Annotated in this window: 16 protein-coding genes; 7 read left to right on the top strand and 9 right to left on the bottom strand. The window is 62.0% G+C overall.

The window, feature by feature from the left end:
• Window positions 1–18 precede the first annotated feature (18 nt).
• From JFU48_RS23850 to JFU48_RS23835, 4 genes are read left to right on the top strand one after another with little or no spacing between them, the layout of a single operon-like run.
• Window positions 19–1,089 (top strand): acyl-CoA dehydrogenase family protein, encoded by a 1,071-nt coding sequence (locus JFU48_RS23850; RefSeq protein ID WP_201137874.1) that lies wholly within the window; start codon window positions 19–21, stop codon window positions 1,087–1,089.
• Window positions 1,086–1,928, top strand: a complete 843-nt coding sequence (locus JFU48_RS23845; RefSeq protein ID WP_201137873.1) for an ABC transporter ATP-binding protein — start codon at window positions 1,086–1,088, stop codon at window positions 1,926–1,928. The genes JFU48_RS23850 and JFU48_RS23845 overlap by 4 nt, the downstream gene beginning before the upstream one ends.
• Window positions 1,894–3,093 carry an ABC transporter substrate-binding protein gene (locus JFU48_RS23840; RefSeq protein ID WP_201137872.1) on the top strand — a complete coding sequence of 400 codons (1,200 nt, stop codon included), beginning with the start codon at window positions 1,894–1,896 and terminating at the stop codon, window positions 3,091–3,093. Before JFU48_RS23845 ends, JFU48_RS23840 begins: the two co-directional genes overlap by 35 nt.
• Window positions 3,093–3,857, top strand: coding sequence for an ABC transporter permease (locus JFU48_RS23835; RefSeq protein WP_003224271.1), 765 nt, complete (start codon window positions 3,093–3,095; stop codon window positions 3,855–3,857). Before JFU48_RS23840 ends, JFU48_RS23835 begins: the two co-directional genes overlap by 1 nt.
• Here JFU48_RS23835 and JFU48_RS23830 read toward each other — a convergent pair.
• From JFU48_RS23830 to JFU48_RS23820, 3 genes are all read right to left on the bottom strand, one after another.
• Complete coding sequence (locus JFU48_RS23830; RefSeq protein ID WP_201137871.1) at window positions 3,831–4,736, bottom strand: LysR family transcriptional regulator; 906 nt, start codon at window positions 4,734–4,736, stop codon at window positions 3,831–3,833. The genes JFU48_RS23835 and JFU48_RS23830 overlap by 27 nt on opposite strands.
• A 33-nt stretch (window positions 4,737–4,769) precedes the next feature.
• A complete protein-coding gene (locus tag JFU48_RS23825) occupies window positions 4,770–5,951 on the bottom strand; it encodes an MFS transporter (RefSeq protein WP_201137870.1) in 1,182 nt (393 codons plus the stop codon).
• A 224-nt stretch (window positions 5,952–6,175) separates the two neighbouring features.
• The gene (locus JFU48_RS23820; RefSeq protein ID WP_201137869.1) at window positions 6,176–8,554 is read right to left on the bottom strand and encodes a DUF3772 domain-containing protein; all 2,379 of its coding nucleotides are present in this window, start codon (window positions 8,552–8,554) and stop codon (window positions 6,176–6,178) included.
• 171 nt (window positions 8,555–8,725) lie between these two features.
• On the opposite strand from JFU48_RS23820, the gene JFU48_RS23815 reads away from it, so the two are divergent.
• Entirely contained in the window at window positions 8,726–9,304 is a 579-nt protein-coding gene (locus JFU48_RS23815) for a DUF4337 domain-containing protein (protein ID WP_003224278.1), read from the top strand.
• Between the two features lie 66 nt (window positions 9,305–9,370).
• Here JFU48_RS23815 and JFU48_RS23810 read toward each other — a convergent pair whose 3' ends face one another.
• The 4 genes from JFU48_RS23810 to JFU48_RS23795 form a co-directional block, all read right to left on the bottom strand.
• Window positions 9,371–10,207, bottom strand: a complete 837-nt coding sequence (locus tag JFU48_RS23810) for a PhzF family phenazine biosynthesis protein (protein ID WP_201137868.1) — start codon at window positions 10,205–10,207, stop codon at window positions 9,371–9,373.
• 69 nt (window positions 10,208–10,276) lie between these two features.
• Complete coding sequence (locus JFU48_RS23805) at window positions 10,277–10,453, bottom strand: GNAT family N-acetyltransferase (RefSeq protein ID WP_201137867.1); 177 nt, start codon at window positions 10,451–10,453, stop codon at window positions 10,277–10,279.
• 105 nt (window positions 10,454–10,558) lie between these two features.
• Window positions 10,559–11,284: an alpha/beta fold hydrolase gene (locus tag JFU48_RS23800; RefSeq protein WP_201137866.1), complete on the bottom strand. Its 726-nt coding sequence runs from the start codon at window positions 11,282–11,284 to the stop codon at window positions 10,559–10,561.
• 100 nt (window positions 11,285–11,384) lie between these two features.
• Window positions 11,385–12,308, bottom strand: a complete 924-nt coding sequence (locus JFU48_RS23795; RefSeq protein ID WP_201137865.1) for a LysR family transcriptional regulator — start codon at window positions 12,306–12,308, stop codon at window positions 11,385–11,387.
• Window positions 12,309–12,476: 168 nt separating this feature from the next.
• Here JFU48_RS23795 and JFU48_RS23790 point away from each other — a divergent pair, with 168 nt between their 5' ends.
• Window positions 12,477–13,073, top strand: coding sequence for a DJ-1/PfpI family protein (locus JFU48_RS23790; RefSeq protein ID WP_201137864.1), 597 nt, complete (start codon window positions 12,477–12,479; stop codon window positions 13,071–13,073).
• On the opposite strand, the gene JFU48_RS23785 is transcribed toward JFU48_RS23790, so the two are convergent.
• Both JFU48_RS23785 and JFU48_RS23780 read right to left on the bottom strand, forming a co-directional pair.
• Entirely contained in the window at window positions 13,068–13,232 is a 165-nt protein-coding gene (locus JFU48_RS23785) for a DUF2986 domain-containing protein (protein WP_201137863.1), read from the bottom strand. The two genes, JFU48_RS23790 and JFU48_RS23785, sit on opposite strands and share 6 nt — an antisense overlap.
• A gap of 113 nt (window positions 13,233–13,345) precedes the next feature.
• Window positions 13,346–14,377, bottom strand: a complete 1,032-nt coding sequence (locus JFU48_RS23780) for an alpha/beta hydrolase family protein (RefSeq protein WP_201137862.1) — start codon at window positions 14,375–14,377, stop codon at window positions 13,346–13,348.
• Between the two features lie 223 nt (window positions 14,378–14,600).
• On the opposite strand from JFU48_RS23780, the gene JFU48_RS23775 reads away from it, so the two are divergent.
• Window positions 14,601–15,296, top strand: a complete 696-nt coding sequence (locus tag JFU48_RS23775) for a tRNA (adenine(22)-N(1))-methyltransferase (protein ID WP_201137861.1) — start codon at window positions 14,601–14,603, stop codon at window positions 15,294–15,296.
• Window positions 15,297–15,334: the final 38 nt, after the last annotated feature.

Raw genomic sequence — 15,334 nt, 5'->3', positions numbered from 1 at the left:
AAAAAGGAGAAAAACGACATGCTCAATCCGGCATTGATTCAATGGCTGGAACACAACGCCCAGGCACTGGATGCGGGCGACGGCGATCCGCAGCAGGTGCTGACGCAATTGGCGCAAGCCGTGGTGCTGCGCGTCGGCATCAACCCGGCGCTGGGCGGCAGCGGCGGTCACGTCAGTGATGCCGTGGAAACCCTGGCTGCTGTCGCCAGCCATTCACTGGCGGCGGCGTTTGTGTTCTGGGGCCAACGGGCCTTTATCGAATACCTGCTGCACAGTCCCAACGCTGCGCTGAGGGAAAAACTGCTGCCGTCACTGCTCAGTGGAGAGCTGGCTGGAGCCACCGGTTTGTCCAACGCGATGAAGTACCTGTCCGGCATCGAGGCATTGCAAGTGCGCGCCGCCCACACCGCAGACGGCTGGACCTTGAACGGGCGCCTGCACTGGGTCACCAATCTGCGCAAAAGTGGTTTTGTGGTGGCGGCGGCAATTGAGCACGAGGAGGGCGGTTCGCCGTTCGTGCTGGCGATTGCGGATGACGCGGCCGGTGTGCAACGTTCCGCCGACCTGCAACTGATGGGGCTGCAATCGAGTAACACGGCCGCCATCGATTTTGCCCAAGTGGCGGTCGCTCGCGAATGGTTGCTGCATGAAGATGCACGCAAGTTTCTGCCGGCAGTGCGCCCGGCGTTTCTCGGTCTGCAATGCGGTATGGCGATCGGTCTGGCGCGACGGGCACTGGCCGAGGTCGAAGGACATTTGCAGGACGGGCGCTCGATCCTGCTGGAGCCGTTGCAGGAACAACGCGAGCAACTGGCGCAGACCGTCGATGCGCTCAAGCAGGGCCTGCACGACGGACGTTTCCTGACCCAGCCGGGCGCGTTGTTCCAGATCCGTATCGCGCTGGCCGAATCCGCCACCAACGCCGTGCAACTGGAACTGCAATCCAGCGGCGGCAAAGCCTATCTGACCGAGCACGGCAGCGGTTTCGCCCGGCGCTGGCGCGAGTCGGCGTTCGTGCCGATTGTCACCCCAAGCCTGGTGCAGCTGCGCGCCGAATTGCAGCGGCAGAAACGGGAAGCGACGGCATGACTGCGCCGTTGCTGGAGGCGCACGGCATCAGCCTCGGCTACCCGCGAGAGCAGGGCTGGCACACCGTGCTGGAGCACTTCGACCTGCAATTGCAGCCCGGTGAAGTGGTGACCATTCTCGGGCCCAGCGGTGTCGGCAAATCCAGTCTGCTGCGAGTGCTGGCCGGTTTGCAGGCGCCGCAACAGGGCCGGGTGAGCCTGCTTGGCGAACCGCTGACCGGTGCGCATCCACGGGTAGCGGTGGCGTTTCAGGACCCGAGCCTGTTGCCGTGGCTGACCCTGGAAAAGAACGTCGCCTTCGGCCTCGACTTCGCCCGCCAGCCGCACCTGACGGCCGAGCAGCGCAAGGCGCGGATCGACCACGCCATCGCTGCGGTCGGCCTCGAACATGCACGTCAGCAGCACCCGGCGCAGTTGTCCGGCGGCATGGCCCAACGCACCGCGTTGGCCCGTTGTCTGGTCCGTCAGCCGCAGGTGCTGTTGCTCGATGAACCGTTCGGCGCGCTGGATGAAATCACCCGCGCCGACATGCAGCAGTTGCTCCTGCAACTGATCGCCGAGCATCACACCGCAGCGGTGTTGATCACCCACGACATCGACGAAGCCCTGCTGCTTTCCGAGCGGATTCTGCTACTGGGTAACAGCCCGGCGCACATCCTCGGCGAGTGGCGCATCGACCTGCCTCAGCCGCGTGCCGAGCTGGTCGAGGAACTGGGCGCGCTGCGCATCGACATCCTCAAAACCCTTCGGCGGGCAAGCCGCAACCCCCTCACTCAACCTGTGCCCGCTACGTCGGAGATTGACCATGTGCCTGGACGACTTCACTCACACACGTCGTGACTTCATCAAACTCAGCGCGCTGCTGACTGCCGGCGGTGCGTTGCCGCTGCTCAACAGCCTCAGCGCGCGCGCCGCTGCCGAGCCGAACGCGCCAGTGCGCATCGGTTATCTGCCGATCACCGACGCCACGCCGTTGCTGGTCGCACACAACAATGGCCTGTTCGAGGCCGAAGGCATTCAGGCTGAACGCCCGGTGCTGCTGCGCAGTTGGGCGCAGGTGATCGAGGCGTTCATTTCCGGACAGGTCAACGTGATTCACCTGCTGTCGCCGATGACCGTGTGGGCGCGCTACGGCAGCAAGGTGCCGGCCAAGGTCGTGGCGTGGAACCACGTCGGCGGCTCGGGTCTGACCGTGGCGCCGGGCATCACCGAGGTCAAGCAACTCGGTGGGCAATCGGTGGCGATTCCGTTCTGGTATTCGATTCATAACGTGGTGGTGCAGCAACTGTTCCTCGACCACGGACTGGTGCCGGTGAGCAAGTCGGCGAGCGCCGCGCTGGCGCCGAACGAAGTCAATCTGCTGGTGCTGCCGCCGTCGGATATGCCGCCGGCCCTGGCGAGCAAACGCATCGCCGGCTACATCGTCGCCGAGCCGTTCAACGCCCTGGCCGAGGAGCTCAAGGTCGGCCGGGTGCAGCGCTTTACCGGCGACGTCTGGCGCAATCACGCCTGCTGCGTGGTGTTCATGCATGAGCAGGATCTGAACAACCGTCCCGAGTGGTCGCAGAAAGTGGTCAACGCGATCGTCAAGGCGCAGGTCTGGACCCGCGACAACCGCGCCGAGGCGGCGAAACTACTGTCCAAGGACGGCGCCAATCGCTACACCCCGCACGCGCAACCGGTGCTCGACCGGGTGCTGTCGCCGGCCACCAGCGACCGCGAGCAATACCTGGCCAGCGGCGCGATCCAGCACAGCCAGTGGGACGAGCAGCGCATCGACTTTCAGCCGTACCCGTTCCCCAGCTACACCGAAGAACTGGTCAAGCGTCTGAAGGACACCTTGATCGAGGGTGATAAAGGCTTCCTCGCCAGCCTCGATCCGCAGCAAACCGCTAAAGATCTGGTGGACGACCGCTTTGTGCGCAACGCCATTGCGGCGGTGGGTGGCATGCAGACCTTCGGCCTGCCGGAAAGCTTCGAACGCAGCGAGGAGTTCAGCCTCTGATGCGTCAACGATCTTCATCGACCGTGCACGGTTTGTTGGGCGTAGCAGGGCTGTTGTGCCTGTTGCTGCTGTGGTGGCTGGGCGTGCATCTGCTCGGTGGCAACGACAGCCTGGCGCTGCGCTTTTCACCCGAGGCGACGCTGGCCAGCCTCGGCGAACTGCTGCTGCGCCCGGAGCTGTACGAGCATGTGCTGGTCAGCCTGAAACGGATTGTGGTCGGCCTGTTGCTGGCGCTGCTGATCGGCGTGCCGCTGGGCCTGATGATCGGCAGCTACCGACATCTGGAGGCGGCGACCACGCCGGCGTTTCAGTTTCTGCGGATGATCTCGCCGCTGTCGTGGATGCCGGTGGTGGTGATGCTGCTGGGCGTTGGCGATCAGCCGATCTACTTCCTGCTGACCTTCGCCGCCGTGTGGCCGATACTGCTCAACACCGTGGCCGGCGTGCGCCAGCTCGACCCGCGCTGGCTGCAACTCAGTCGCAGCCTGAGTGCCACTCGTTGGGAAACCCTGCGCAAAGTGATCCTGCCCGGCGTACTCGGCCATGTGCTGACCGGAGTGCGGCTGTCGATCGGCATTCTGTGGATCGTGCTGGTGCCGTGCGAAATGCTCGGCGTCAGCGCGGGGCTGGGCTACTTCATTCTCGATACGCGAGATCGGCTGGCGTATTCGGAGTTGATGGCGATGGTGCTGCTGATCGGTGTGCTGGGCTTTGCGCTGGATGCGTTTGCGCGGTGGCTACATCGGCGCTGGGCGCCGGCGTGAGGCGCTGAATGCAGCGAGCAAATAGTCACGCACGTAAAGCAGGCTCGGGCTTTTCATCACGCTTTTGCTCCACACCAGATAGAGCACATTGACCGGTGCCTCGCTGGGCGGTGTCGGTGAAATCAGCCGACCGTCAGCGATGGCGTCGGCGCACTGGTAGTCTGGCAGCACGCTCCAGCCGTGGCCGCCGAGCACCAGCTCCTTGATGATCCGCAGGTCGGGAATCGTCAGCGCCGCTTGCAGTTGCGGAGCGACCTGAAACATTGAAGTCCACAGTGGCCGAACCAGCGCCAGATCCTCATCGAAAGCGATCAGCGGGACTTGCTTGAGTTGTGCTTGATTCGGGTCTTTGCCGAGGCGATCCAGGAGGCTCGGTGCATATACCAGCAACAGGCGTTCGGTGAGCAAATGGGCGTAACCGTGGGATTGTTCGTTGGGCATGGAGGCCGTGATCGCGAAGTCGGTCTGCTTCGCTTCGAGCATCTCGTAAATGCGCTTTTTGGCACCGGTGTGAAAACGCAGGGTGAAGCCTTCGTCCATCAGCGGTGCGAGGCGAGCGGCGACTAGCGCATGGAGGAAGTCGGAGGGGCCTACCAGATGCACTGTGCCGCCCTTGATCAGGCCCGGACGCAGCGACGCGATCTTGTTTTCCAGCCCATCGAGAAACGGTGCCACCGAACGCGCCAGTTCATCCGCCGCTTCGGTGGGTTCCACCCCCCGAGGCAAACGCTGAAACAGCGGTTTGCCGACCAGCGCCTCCAGCGCCTGCACATGCATCGACGCCGCCGGTTGGGTGATGCCCAAATGATCCGCCGCCCTGGAGAACGACTTGGTGCGGTACGCTTCGAGGAATGTGCGCAGGTGGGTGAGGTGGCTCATGGTGCTTTGGCGCCCGTGAAAATGTAGGTTGGCTTACAGATTATCAGCCGTGCGATAGCGCGGCGTAGCGAACATTTGACTTAACACCAGCAGCAGCCCCAGCGCCGAGACTGCCGCACCGGTCAGCCCGACATGACTGAGGCCCACCTGGCTGATCGTCACGCCACCTAGCACTGAACCCAGCGCGATCCCCGAGTTGAACCCGGCAATGTTCAGCCCGGCCGCAACGCCATGTGCGTGCGGCACATGTCGTTCGGCGATTCCCAGAAGCCGGGCCTGCAAGGCCGGCACTGCAGCAAAGCTGAACATCCCCAACAAGCCGACGAGCAAGCCCATCATCCACGGCGAACCGGAGAAGCCCCACATGCCCGCTGTCACCCCTACGATCCCGGCAATCAACGCGGCGCTGGCGCGATCCACTCCCCAGGCATCGGTCAGTTTGCCGCCCAGTACATTGCCGATGGCTGCCATCGCGCCGTACAACAACATGAACACGCCGACAGTGGCGGCCGTGGTATGAGTGACTTCAGTCAGCATTGGCGCGATGTAGGTGTAGGCGACGAACGAACCGGCGTAGCCGAGCACAGTGACCAAGGCGCCGGCCAGCAACTTGCCGTTGAGCAGCGCTTTAAGGCTGTGCAACGCCGAGCTGCCGTCGGAAGCAGTCGGTAGCGGATCGCGCATGCCGAACAGCAAGCCGAAAAAACCAATCGCTCCGAACACGGCAATCGCCGCCAGCACCAGGCGCCACGACATTACGCCACCCAGATAGGTGCTGACAGGCACGCCAATCGCCATCGCCAGGGTAAACCCGCCAAACACCACTGCCACTGCGCTCCCTGCGCGACCCGGCCCGGCCAGACGCGCCGCGGTGCTTGAAGCCACCGCCAGGAACAGGCCATGTCCCATGCCGGCGATGAATCGCGCTACCAGCATCAAGGTCAGCGAGGTTGCAAACGCCGCGGCGAGACTGCCGACGGTGAATACCAGAGCGGTCACCAGCATTACGTTCTTGCGCGACCAACTTGCGGTCAATGCACTGAAGACCGGTGCTGAGAAAGTGGCGCCCAAGGCATACGCAGTGATGGTTGCCCCGGTCGCCTCGACGTCGACTCCGAGACTGCGAGCCATGACGTCGGTGAGGCCGATCGGAACGAATTCGGCCAGACCCAAGGCAAAGGCGCTGAGGGTAAAGATGTAGATGACAAAGGGCATGGGAGCCTCGCTCAAGAAGGAATTTGGCGAGAGGCTAGGGATTGGTGACGCATAAGTGAAATTGGCGATTTCGCGTACTGGCATAAATAAATTCATACCTTGCCAGAATCAATACGCGGCACAAAAGCCTGCAGGCTCAGTCGATTGCAACGAGGCTGTGATCTTTTGATGTCTGGATTTCAAGATCGACAGATCGCAGCGTGCCGCAACTCTTGCAAGGAGGATTACGTCGCTGGCGGTTTCGCCAGCGCGATGCCCTCGGCGCCCAACCGCTTGAGAATCTCGAACAGCAGATCACTCTTGGTCCCGCCTACAATCCGTGGGCTGCCGACGTAGCCGGTCACCGTCAAGGTGATGCCATCCGGCGACAGCTTGCTGAAGCGTACGTACGACGCCGGTTTGTCGAGGATGTTTTCGTTTTCGCGGTAGGTGTTCAGCAGCAGTTCCCTGACCTGTTCGGGGTCGATGTCCAGCGGGAACATCAGCTCCAGGCTCGCCACCCCTTGGGCGCTGCCGCCGAGGGTGACGTTGCGCAGGTTCTGCGAGATCAGCTGTGAGTTGGGCACGATGACGATGGAGCGGTCGCTGAGCTGGATTTCCGTGGCGCGCACGTTGATTCGGCGGATATCGCCTTCGACGCCGCTGATGCTGATCAAGTCGCCGACCTTCACCGGGCGCTCGGTGAGCAGGATCAGCCCGGAGACGAAGTTCTTGACGATCTCCTGCAGGCCGAAACCGATCCCCACCGACAGCGCACTGACGATCCACGCCAGATTGGTCCAGCGCACGCCCAGCGACGACAGCGTCAGGAGGATGACCGTGGCATAACCGATGTTGGAAAACAGCGTGCTCAACGACGCGCACATGCCCGGATCCATGTCGGTCTTGGGCAGGAACTCGTTGTCGAGCCAGCGGCGCAGGGCGCGGATCAGGTAGATGCCGATCAGCAGTGCCAGCACGGCATTGATCAAATGCGCGGGGACGATGTTCAGCTTGCGCAACCCGGCGCCGCCAAGGATGCCGAGGACATTGCTGGTCAACTGCCCGAACGTGGTGCCGATGCCGCCGACGAAGAGGGTAATCACCGCCAGCAACAGCAGCCCGGCGCGGCTGGCACCGGACAGCACAATCGAAATCTGCTCCAGCCGCCGGTCGCCCATGCCCAAGGTTTGCTTGATGGTCTTGCCGGCCGAGTAGCGCGGCGAGAACAGGTATTCGCAGGCGTCCTTGACTACCTGCACCAGCAAATAGAACCCGGCCAACACGATATAGGCCCAGACCAATTCATAGGTGACGAAACGAGCCAGCGACACGTAGCCGGTGAGCAGAGCCAGCGCCGACACGCACATGCACACCGTGGCGATGCTGTAGATCGCCCCGGCAAATGTGCTGCCGGCCTCCGGTTCATTGGCGCTGATCAACGCCTTGCGCACTCTGCCGACGCGCAACAGCAGCGGCACCAGAATCACGATCACCACGATGGCAATCACCCCACGTTGAGCGATCACGATCTGGCTGCTCATGCCGGTGGCGTTGCTGACCTGCACCAGCGTCACCAGCACCAGGAGGATGGCCGCGAGAATCCTTGGATAGGGTCTCAGGGCCAGCGCCACCGAGTCGGCAATCGCCGGCAGCCGCCATGAGGGATGTTTGGTCGACAGCAGTGCGCGGCTCAATGCGGTGATCAGGACGCAGGCGTAGACGGCTTTTTCGAATTCCTCGGAAAAAGTCTGCAGCACTGGCGTCAGTGGTTCGTGGCGGGTGCAGGCGTAAAACAGCAGGTGCAGGGCGATGGCCGTGGTGCCAAGGGTCGCCAGCGCCGAGGCGAACGCCAGCGCGCTGCGGCGCAGGCGCCCCTCCGGCATGCGGTGGATGCAAACCCAGGTCAGGCCGCGCTCGGCGAGTCGGCGGCCGAGCGTCCAGAAAGCCAGCGCCAGCAGCACCAGCACACAGGTGAAAAACCGCTGCCCGGGCGCCCAGACTGTGGCCCAGGTGAGTTTCACCTGATTGATGAAAAAATTCAGGCGCTGACGATCATCCGGCTCTGGCGACACCAATGGCGACCAGAAGTCCGGGCTCAGGATGCTGTCGGTGCGCAGGGTCAATTCGCTTTCAAGCAGCGTGCGGCGGATACCGGCGATTTGGGTGATCAGATCAGCCGCGCTTTGTTTGAGCGCGGCAAGGCTTTTGAGCGTGGCGTCGACCTTGTTTTTCTGCTCGCTGAGCAACGCCCGTTGTGCGGCGATTTCCGCCTGTTCGGCGGCAATCTGCGTATCCGGCGCTGCGCCGAGCACCCCCAGTTGCACCGTCAATTGAGCTTGCTGCGGCAACAACGCCGCCGATAACCGATCGATGTCCAGAATGAACGTCTGTACCCGGTCTTGCGGGCCTTCGAGCTGGTTGTAGTTGTTGGCGGCGGAAATCTGCTGCTTCAGCCCGTCGAGGCGCATTTGCAGGGCTTGCAGATCACTTTGTGAGACTTCCACCAGCGGTGCCGCAGTGGTCGCTGTGGGCGCCGGTAAATCCGCCGCCCACAGCGCCGAACCGCCCGGAGCGAGCAGGAGCAGCGCGACAAAAAACAATGACTTCAATGTGTTGCGCATGAGAGGGGCCGGTTCTCGTTGATCACACAATCTATGAGGTTAGGTGATCGAACCGGGCACGGCGGAAAATTTCAGGTGAGCAGGGTGGGCTCGCAGAGTGGCTTGCGTGTTTCGCTGTGGTTGTCCTCATAATGCCGCCCATCTCCAATCACCCATCCAAGTTCGACAGCCATGCCTGAAGAGTTCGAAGTCCCCAGCCCCCACGAGCAACATATCGAGCACACCACCCATCATGCCCATGCACAGGGCGATCGCTTTGCCAGCAAGATTGCGGTGATGACGGCGATCATGGCGACCGTCGGCGCCCTGATGAGTTATCAGGCCGGCTCGACGGAAAGTGAAGCGGCCATGGACAAAAACAACGCCGCTATCCAGAAGACCGAAGCCGCCAACGAATGGAACTACTACCAGGCCAAGTCCAGCCGGCAGAACCTGTCGGATCTGGCCAGCCATCTGCCGGGGCTGGATTCTGCCCACTATGCTGCCGAGGCGCGACGCTACGGGGAGCAGAAAGAGGAGGCGCGCAAGAAGGCCGAAGTGCTTGAGCAACAGGCGCGCGAGTGGGAGGAAAAATCTGAGCAGGTGCTGCACCAGCATCACCGCTGGGCCCAGGCCATGACGGCGATTCAAATCGCCATTTCACTGGCAGCCATTACCTTGCTGACGCGCAAGGAATGGCTGCGGCGCGTCTCGTTTGGCGCCGCCGGTGTCGGCGTCATGCTGGGATCGCTGGCCTGGCTGCATATTTGAGCGCCTTGAACTCCGGCACGGAGCAGCGGTTATCGCGGGATTAATCACCCCGGATTCCATGGTTCATCAAAAGACCACCCGGCCGGAAATACAGTGCTGAACGGCTCCGCCCACCCAGACGGTGCCGTCAACGCTTTCGATGTGCAGTCGGCCGCGGCGGCCCATGGTGGTGCCCTGGCTGACGGTGTAGCGCTCGCTGAGGATGCCCGCGCCGATCAGCCACTGAGCCAGGCTTGCATTGAGGCTGCCAGTGACGGCGTCCTCGGTGCATTCCTCGCCGATGAAGGCTCTGACCTCCACATCCGTTTCAGCTTCAGACCCCGACCACGGCGCAATAACGCCGACATTCAGCCCCTGCAGCGCCGCGTAATCAGGCTTGATCGCCAACACTTCTTCGCGACTCGCCAGCAACACGCCCGCCCAACCCGGGCCGTTGTCTACCCATTGGCTCGCGCGGATCTGCCCGGCGGCGAAGCCAAGGCCTTGTTCGATCAGGCGTAATGTCACTGCCTCCAGCGGTCCGCTGCGCACCAGCGGTGGCGCGGAGAAGGCCAGTTGCGGGCCTTGCTTGCGTACCCGAATCAAACCTGCCGAGCACTCCTGAATAATCTCGACATGCTCAGGGTTGTCGTTGTGGGCCAGCCACACTTTGCAGCTGCCCAGGGTGGGGTGGCCAGCGAAGGGCAGTTCTCGCAGCGGTGTAAAAATGCGTACGCGGTAATGCGCTCCCGGCGTTTCGGGCTTCAGCAGAAAAGTGGTTTCACTGAGTTGCGTCCAGCGGGCAAACGCTTGCATCTGCTCGGTTGTCAGCTCATCGGCATTCACCACCACTGCCAGTGCATTGCCTTCGTAGGGTTGATCGGCGAATACATCGACTTGTTCGAATTGCAGAGCGCGTGGCATTGAATGTCCTTATAGGTTGAATCAGGGAAGATCTTTTTCACGGATGGATTCGGATCACGGCTGCTGTTGTCAGGTGCCCGATTTCTGATAGAGCTTCTGCGCCAAAGTATTTGTGCGAAAAGCGCCCAATTGCAAGGGCACGTTGCGGGCAGCGGCTTGCAGCTGGAGCTTCTTTAGAATGCGCGAGCCGACGCCTTGGCTTTGGAGGATTGCCTGGTCACTATCCGTGGCGGGGCGTGCGGTCATGCTGGTCTCTGATTTGTGCTTTTGACTTGGTGAGGCTAGTGGCTGCAACAATAAACGGCAATTCGGATCGATATGGCCCGCAGCATCTGACTGCCCCAAATACACTCAAAGCGCCACCCGCTGCATAAACTTCCTGACTTGCAGCGAATACGCCGCCGGATGCGAGAATCTGAACATATGCCCGGTTCTCGGCATGACGACTTCCTGCGCTGCCTTTATGCCCCTCAGCAGAATCCCCGCCGCCTCTTTGCCGATCAGCTTGTCTTCTTCGGGCGTCAGGATCAGCGTCGGCACGTCGATCTTTTGCAGCAGGGGGGTGTAGTCGACTTTCTCGATCGAGCGCACGCGGTTGACGTAGGCCTTGTGTGGGGTTTGCTTGATGAAGAAGGCGCGGCTGTTGGCGGCTGACCAAGGAGTTTCACCTTCCTTGTCGAACGACGAAGCCAGTTGCGCGGTGTGGAAGCGCAGGGTCGTCTGCCGATAAAACGGTCCGGGGAAGAACGGTGCCAGTGCGGCCAACGTTTTCAGCAGGGGCGAAGTGATCGGGCTTTTGGCGAAACCGCCGGACAGCACCAGGCCCTTGAGGCCTTTGGGCTGGCGTGTGGCGACCGCGATCGACGCGACCGCGCCGTAGGAGTCGCCCACCAGCACGTAGCTTTCAAGATCTTTCACTTGATCAATGATGAAGTTGGCGAGTTTTTCCAGGTCACCGACGTCGTCCGGTAACCGCAACGTGCGCATGGCGCGGTGCTGCAAGTGGGTGAGAGAGTCGAGTTGCCACGGCGCACCGGCGAAGCAAGGGACCATGACCAGCGTGGGCTCGGTTTTCATGAGTATTCCTGGCGTGTTGAACGGATGTCCGCACTCTAGGAGGACTGAGGCCTACGATCCAATGGCATTGGCGCAGCCTCTCGATGCACCAGATCGATCATCAGTCGGCGATCAGCATTCTGGTCATCCACTCAACCGCCGGCTCGTTGGCGCGTCCGCGTGCGCGGACGACAAAGACCTCCCAGGTGGGCAGCGTCAGGGGCAATTCGAAAATGCTCAGTTGTGCGGTTTCCTGCATCTGCAAGGCGACACGTTCGGCGACCACGGCAATCGATTCCGATGCGCCAACCATGAATGGCACTGCGAGAAAACTCGGGCAGGTGACGCTGACCTTGCGGCTGCGACCGAGCTGTTCCAGTGCGTCATCGACAGCACCCCGGGCATCGCCACGGGGCGAAATCAGAACGTGCGGCAGGCGAGTGAAATCATCCAGCTCCATATGCAAATGTTTGCCGCGCTTGACCAATGCCGGGTGCCCTTTGCGGGCGATGCCGACAAAACGCTCCTTGTGCGCGAGCTGGCAATCAAAGCGTTGCGGCACTTGCGCAAACGAACCCGAACCCAGCACCAGGTCGATCTCGCCGGCGTCCAGCAGGCGCATCGCCGATTCGCCATCCACCGGCCCGAGTTTCAGCACCACCTCCGGCGCTGCCGACTGAATTTTCGCCAGCGCCGGGGCGATGACGGTCAGCACGGCGTGATCGGTGGCCGCCACCGCCAGTGTCGCCTGCAGACGCGCCGGATCGAACGGCCCCCGTGGGCTGGCGACCAACCGTACTGACTCGAGCACCGCCGCCACTCTGGGCATCAACTCGATGGCCAGCGGCGTCGGCGCCATGCCGCGAGGGTTGCGAATGAACAACTGATCATCAAATGCCGTGCGCAAACGCGACAGGGCATGGCTGGTGGCCGACTGCGACAAATGCAGGCGCTGCGCCGCACGACCGACGTGCCTTTCCGCCCAAAGCGCTTCAAGCACCACCAGAAGATTGAGGTCGAAACGCGTCAGATCCAGCGGCTTCATGGAGGGTTGGCCTTTTCATTATTCGATGCAAGTAACTGTCCTACAGACATTGGCTGAAAGCTACAGCGCCCCTCGGCTACAGCTGAAAATGTAGCCATGACAATTTTTTGATTGTCGTGATTCTCTGCTCTTACGATGCAGCATTGTCAATCAAGCTCGAGGCTCATCATGCACATCGCCATCCTGACCTTTGAAGGTTTCAACGAGCTGGATTCGCTGATCGCGTTCAGCATTCTCAACCGGGTCCAACAGCCCGGTTGGCGCGTGTCTGTCGCCAGTCCCACGGACAAGGTGCGCTCGATGAATGGCCTGGTGATTGAGGCACAGGCGTCACTGGAGGAGGCGTGCGACGCGGACGCGGTATTGGTGGGAAGCGGGCGGATGACCCGGGACGTGGTGGCGAATGCCGAATTGATGTCGCGTCTGCAGCTTGATCCGGCTCGCCAATTGTTGGGTGCCCAGTGCTCCGGCGCGTTGATTCTGGCGAAGCTCGGCCTGCTGAGCGAGGTACCGGCCTGTACGGATCTGATCAGCAAACCCTGGGTGGAAGAGGCTGGCGTTGCCGTGCTCAACCAACCGTTCGTGGCCAATGGCAATGTCGCCACCGCAGGCGGGTGCTTGTCTTCGCAGTACCTGGCGGCCTGGTTCATTGCCCGTCTTGCCGGTGTGGAGGCCGCACGCAGCGCGCTTCACTACGTGGCACCGGTTGGCGAGAAAGAACTCTACGTCACGCGGGCAATGAGCAATATTTCAGCGTTTTTATAAAGCGTTTTCGCCGGTCTCAATCGGTTCTGCCGCCGCTTCAGCCGCCATCTTCGCGCGGTCAGCCTTGCTGATGTACTTGGGCTTTTTCGGCGCGAGTTTGGCGCTGGCCTTTTTGGCCTTTTCCTTGAACAACTGCTGCAGTTTCTTTTGGCGGTTCATGTTTCTACTCGGTGAAGGGGAGCCGGGCATATGCCCATCAGCGCGCATTAAAACCGGCTCGGAGCGATTTGGCGAGTCGCTTGCAGCGATACAGGATCAAACGGCTGCCCGGATCATGGCTTCGACGTCGCCAGAAAATCGCTGATTAGCGCCACCACCTGCTGCTGGATCACTTCACGCGGTCGCGCATTGTCGCGATCCTGGCAAATGACGCCATCGCCCGGTGCGTCTTCCTCGAGCATCTCGATCGCGCCCGGTTTGCAGATCGACGTGAAGCTGAAGTGGGTGGCGTCGTTGATCTCGACATAACGAGTGGTAGCCGCTGGCAGGCGTTTGGCCAGATCGGCGGACTCCAGTTGCGCCGGAAGATCTTCGGAAGGTGCGCCGGCGGCAATCACCAGTGCCGGTACGGGGAGCGCCGCGAGGCTTGCGTCGGTCATGCCGCGTGACAGGCCCAGGTCCAGCGAAACGATGGCGCTGACCGGTTTGTAGCGCCGGTCGGCAGCGAGGTCGGCTTTGCCTTGCGCGGTGCTGGCGGGATTCATCTGCCGGTAGACGCTGCAACTGGCGAGCTGCGCATGGGCTTTGCAGTCCTCGGCAAAGCGCTCGGGGTCGAAGCGTGCGCCGGCGATTTCCAGAGCCGTCCAGCCACCGAGCGAATGTCCGACGACGGCAATCCGCTGCGGCGCCACTGCGCCAAATTTTCCCGGCTGCGCCACAACGGCTTCGATGGCCCGCCGCAGATCAACTGGCCGCTGCCACAACTGCGCTGCTGCTTGCGGACTGCGGTCGTGGGTGGTGCTGCCGGGATGGTTGACCGCCGCGACGATGTAACCTTGATCCGCCAAGGCACTGGCCAGCCACATCTGGTTGCTCCAGTTGCCCCGATAACCATGGGAAAGCACCACCAGCGGGTGCTCGCCGGCAGTCGGCGGCGCATCGCGCACCGCAGAGGCACTGACGAACACCGGACTGTCGTCGATCACTTGTGCGGTTGCATGGGTTGTCGCCGGGTACCAGACAACCATTTCCAGCGGCCGCTGCGGGTCTGGCAGGGTTGTGCTGTGGAAGCCGATGGGGTGGGAATCCGCGAGTGCGCTGGTGGAGAGGCCAATCAGAAGGAGGGCGCCGAGAGCTGTTTTCAAGGTTGATGTCTTCCATGAGTGCATTTGTTGTTTTGAGGTACGGCTGCGCGCAGGTTAGTAGACCGGTTGCAAAGAAGATAGCGGATGCCTCGCCCGTGCTGTAACAGGCCGAATCCGAACAAGACCGCGCTTGCCCGGATTTGAAATACCCAGCATTGCCCGCTACAGTCGCGCCCCTTGTCCGGCCTGCAGCGCCGGCGATGGCTGGGGAAGAGGGCGGCTGTTGAACGAACACACATTGTCCATGCGTCTGGAGCGGGTGGCGGCGCATGTACCGGACGGCGCGCGGTTGGCGGATATCGGCTCGGATCACGGCTACCTGCCGGTGGCCCTGATGCGCCGTGGCGCCATCGTTGCGGCGGTGGCCGGTGAGGTGGCGTTGACGCCGTTCCATGCCGCGGTGCGCACGGTGCGCGACAACGATCTTCAGCAGCACATCAGCGTGCGTCTGGCCAGCGGTCTGGCGGCGATCGAGCCGTCCGACGGGATTACCGCGATCAGCCTCTGCGGCATGGGCGGCGAGACGATTCGCGACATTCTCGACAGCGGCAAGGCGCGCATGAGCGGGCACGAACGGCTGATCCTGCAACCCAACGGCGGCGAACAACCCCTGCGCCAATGGCTGATGGACAACGGCTACCGCATTCTCGAAGAAGAAGTGCTGCAGGAAAACCGCTTCTTCTACGAAATCATCGTCGCCGAGCGCAGCGGCCCGCTGAGCTACAGCGCCGAACAGTTGTACTTCGGCCCATTGCAAATGCAAGCACGCAGCCCGGCATTCCTCGCCAAATGGCAGCGCTCGTTAAGGCAGAAACAGAAAACCCTGAACAGCTTCAAACAGGCACGCCAGGCGGTACCCGAGGAGAAGCTGGAAGAGGTTGCGCGACAGGTGCAGTGGATTACTGAGCTGTTGGCTTGATCTGCCGTGTTGGCTGTTGCACCCCTTCAGGTTTAAAG

Source organism: Pseudomonas sp. TH49, assembly GCF_016650625.1.
Classification (GTDB): domain Bacteria; phylum Pseudomonadota; class Gammaproteobacteria; order Pseudomonadales; family Pseudomonadaceae; genus Aquipseudomonas; species Aquipseudomonas fluorescens_H.
This window is presented reverse-complemented; position numbering and strand designations above follow the sequence as displayed.

What these genes read in the sequence shown, in the direction of transcription:
- JFU48_RS23850 (WP_201137874.1), top strand. Translation starts at nt 19, where the DNA reads ATGCTCAATCCGGCATTGATTCAATGGCTGGAACACAACGCCCAGGCA.
- JFU48_RS23845 (WP_201137873.1), top strand. Translation starts at nt 1,086, where the DNA reads ATGACTGCGCCGTTGCTGGAGGCGCACGGCATCAGCCTCGGCTACCCG.
- JFU48_RS23840 (WP_201137872.1), top strand. Translation starts at nt 1,894, where the DNA reads ATGTGCCTGGACGACTTCACTCACACACGTCGTGACTTCATCAAACTC.
- JFU48_RS23835 (WP_003224271.1), top strand. Translation starts at nt 3,093, where the DNA reads ATGCGTCAACGATCTTCATCGACCGTGCACGGTTTGTTGGGCGTAGCA.
- JFU48_RS23830 (WP_201137871.1), bottom strand. Translation starts at nt 4,736, where the DNA reads ATGAGCCACCTCACCCACCTGCGCACATTCCTCGAAGCGTACCGCACC.
- JFU48_RS23825 (WP_201137870.1), bottom strand. Translation starts at nt 5,951, where the DNA reads ATGCCCTTTGTCATCTACATCTTTACCCTCAGCGCCTTTGCCTTGGGT.
- JFU48_RS23820 (WP_201137869.1), bottom strand. Translation starts at nt 8,554, where the DNA reads ATGCGCAACACATTGAAGTCATTGTTTTTTGTCGCGCTGCTCCTGCTC.
- JFU48_RS23815 (WP_003224278.1), top strand. Translation starts at nt 8,726, where the DNA reads ATGCCTGAAGAGTTCGAAGTCCCCAGCCCCCACGAGCAACATATCGAG.
- JFU48_RS23810 (WP_201137868.1), bottom strand. Translation starts at nt 10,207, where the DNA reads ATGCCACGCGCTCTGCAATTCGAACAAGTCGATGTATTCGCCGATCAA.
- JFU48_RS23805 (WP_201137867.1), bottom strand. Translation starts at nt 10,453, where the DNA reads ATGACCGCACGCCCCGCCACGGATAGTGACCAGGCAATCCTCCAAAGC.
- JFU48_RS23800 (WP_201137866.1), bottom strand. Translation starts at nt 11,284, where the DNA reads ATGAAAACCGAGCCCACGCTGGTCATGGTCCCTTGCTTCGCCGGTGCG.
- JFU48_RS23795 (WP_201137865.1), bottom strand. Translation starts at nt 12,308, where the DNA reads ATGAAGCCGCTGGATCTGACGCGTTTCGACCTCAATCTTCTGGTGGTG.
- JFU48_RS23790 (WP_201137864.1), top strand. Translation starts at nt 12,477, where the DNA reads ATGCACATCGCCATCCTGACCTTTGAAGGTTTCAACGAGCTGGATTCG.
- JFU48_RS23785 (WP_201137863.1), bottom strand. Translation starts at nt 13,232, where the DNA reads ATGAACCGCCAAAAGAAACTGCAGCAGTTGTTCAAGGAAAAGGCCAAA.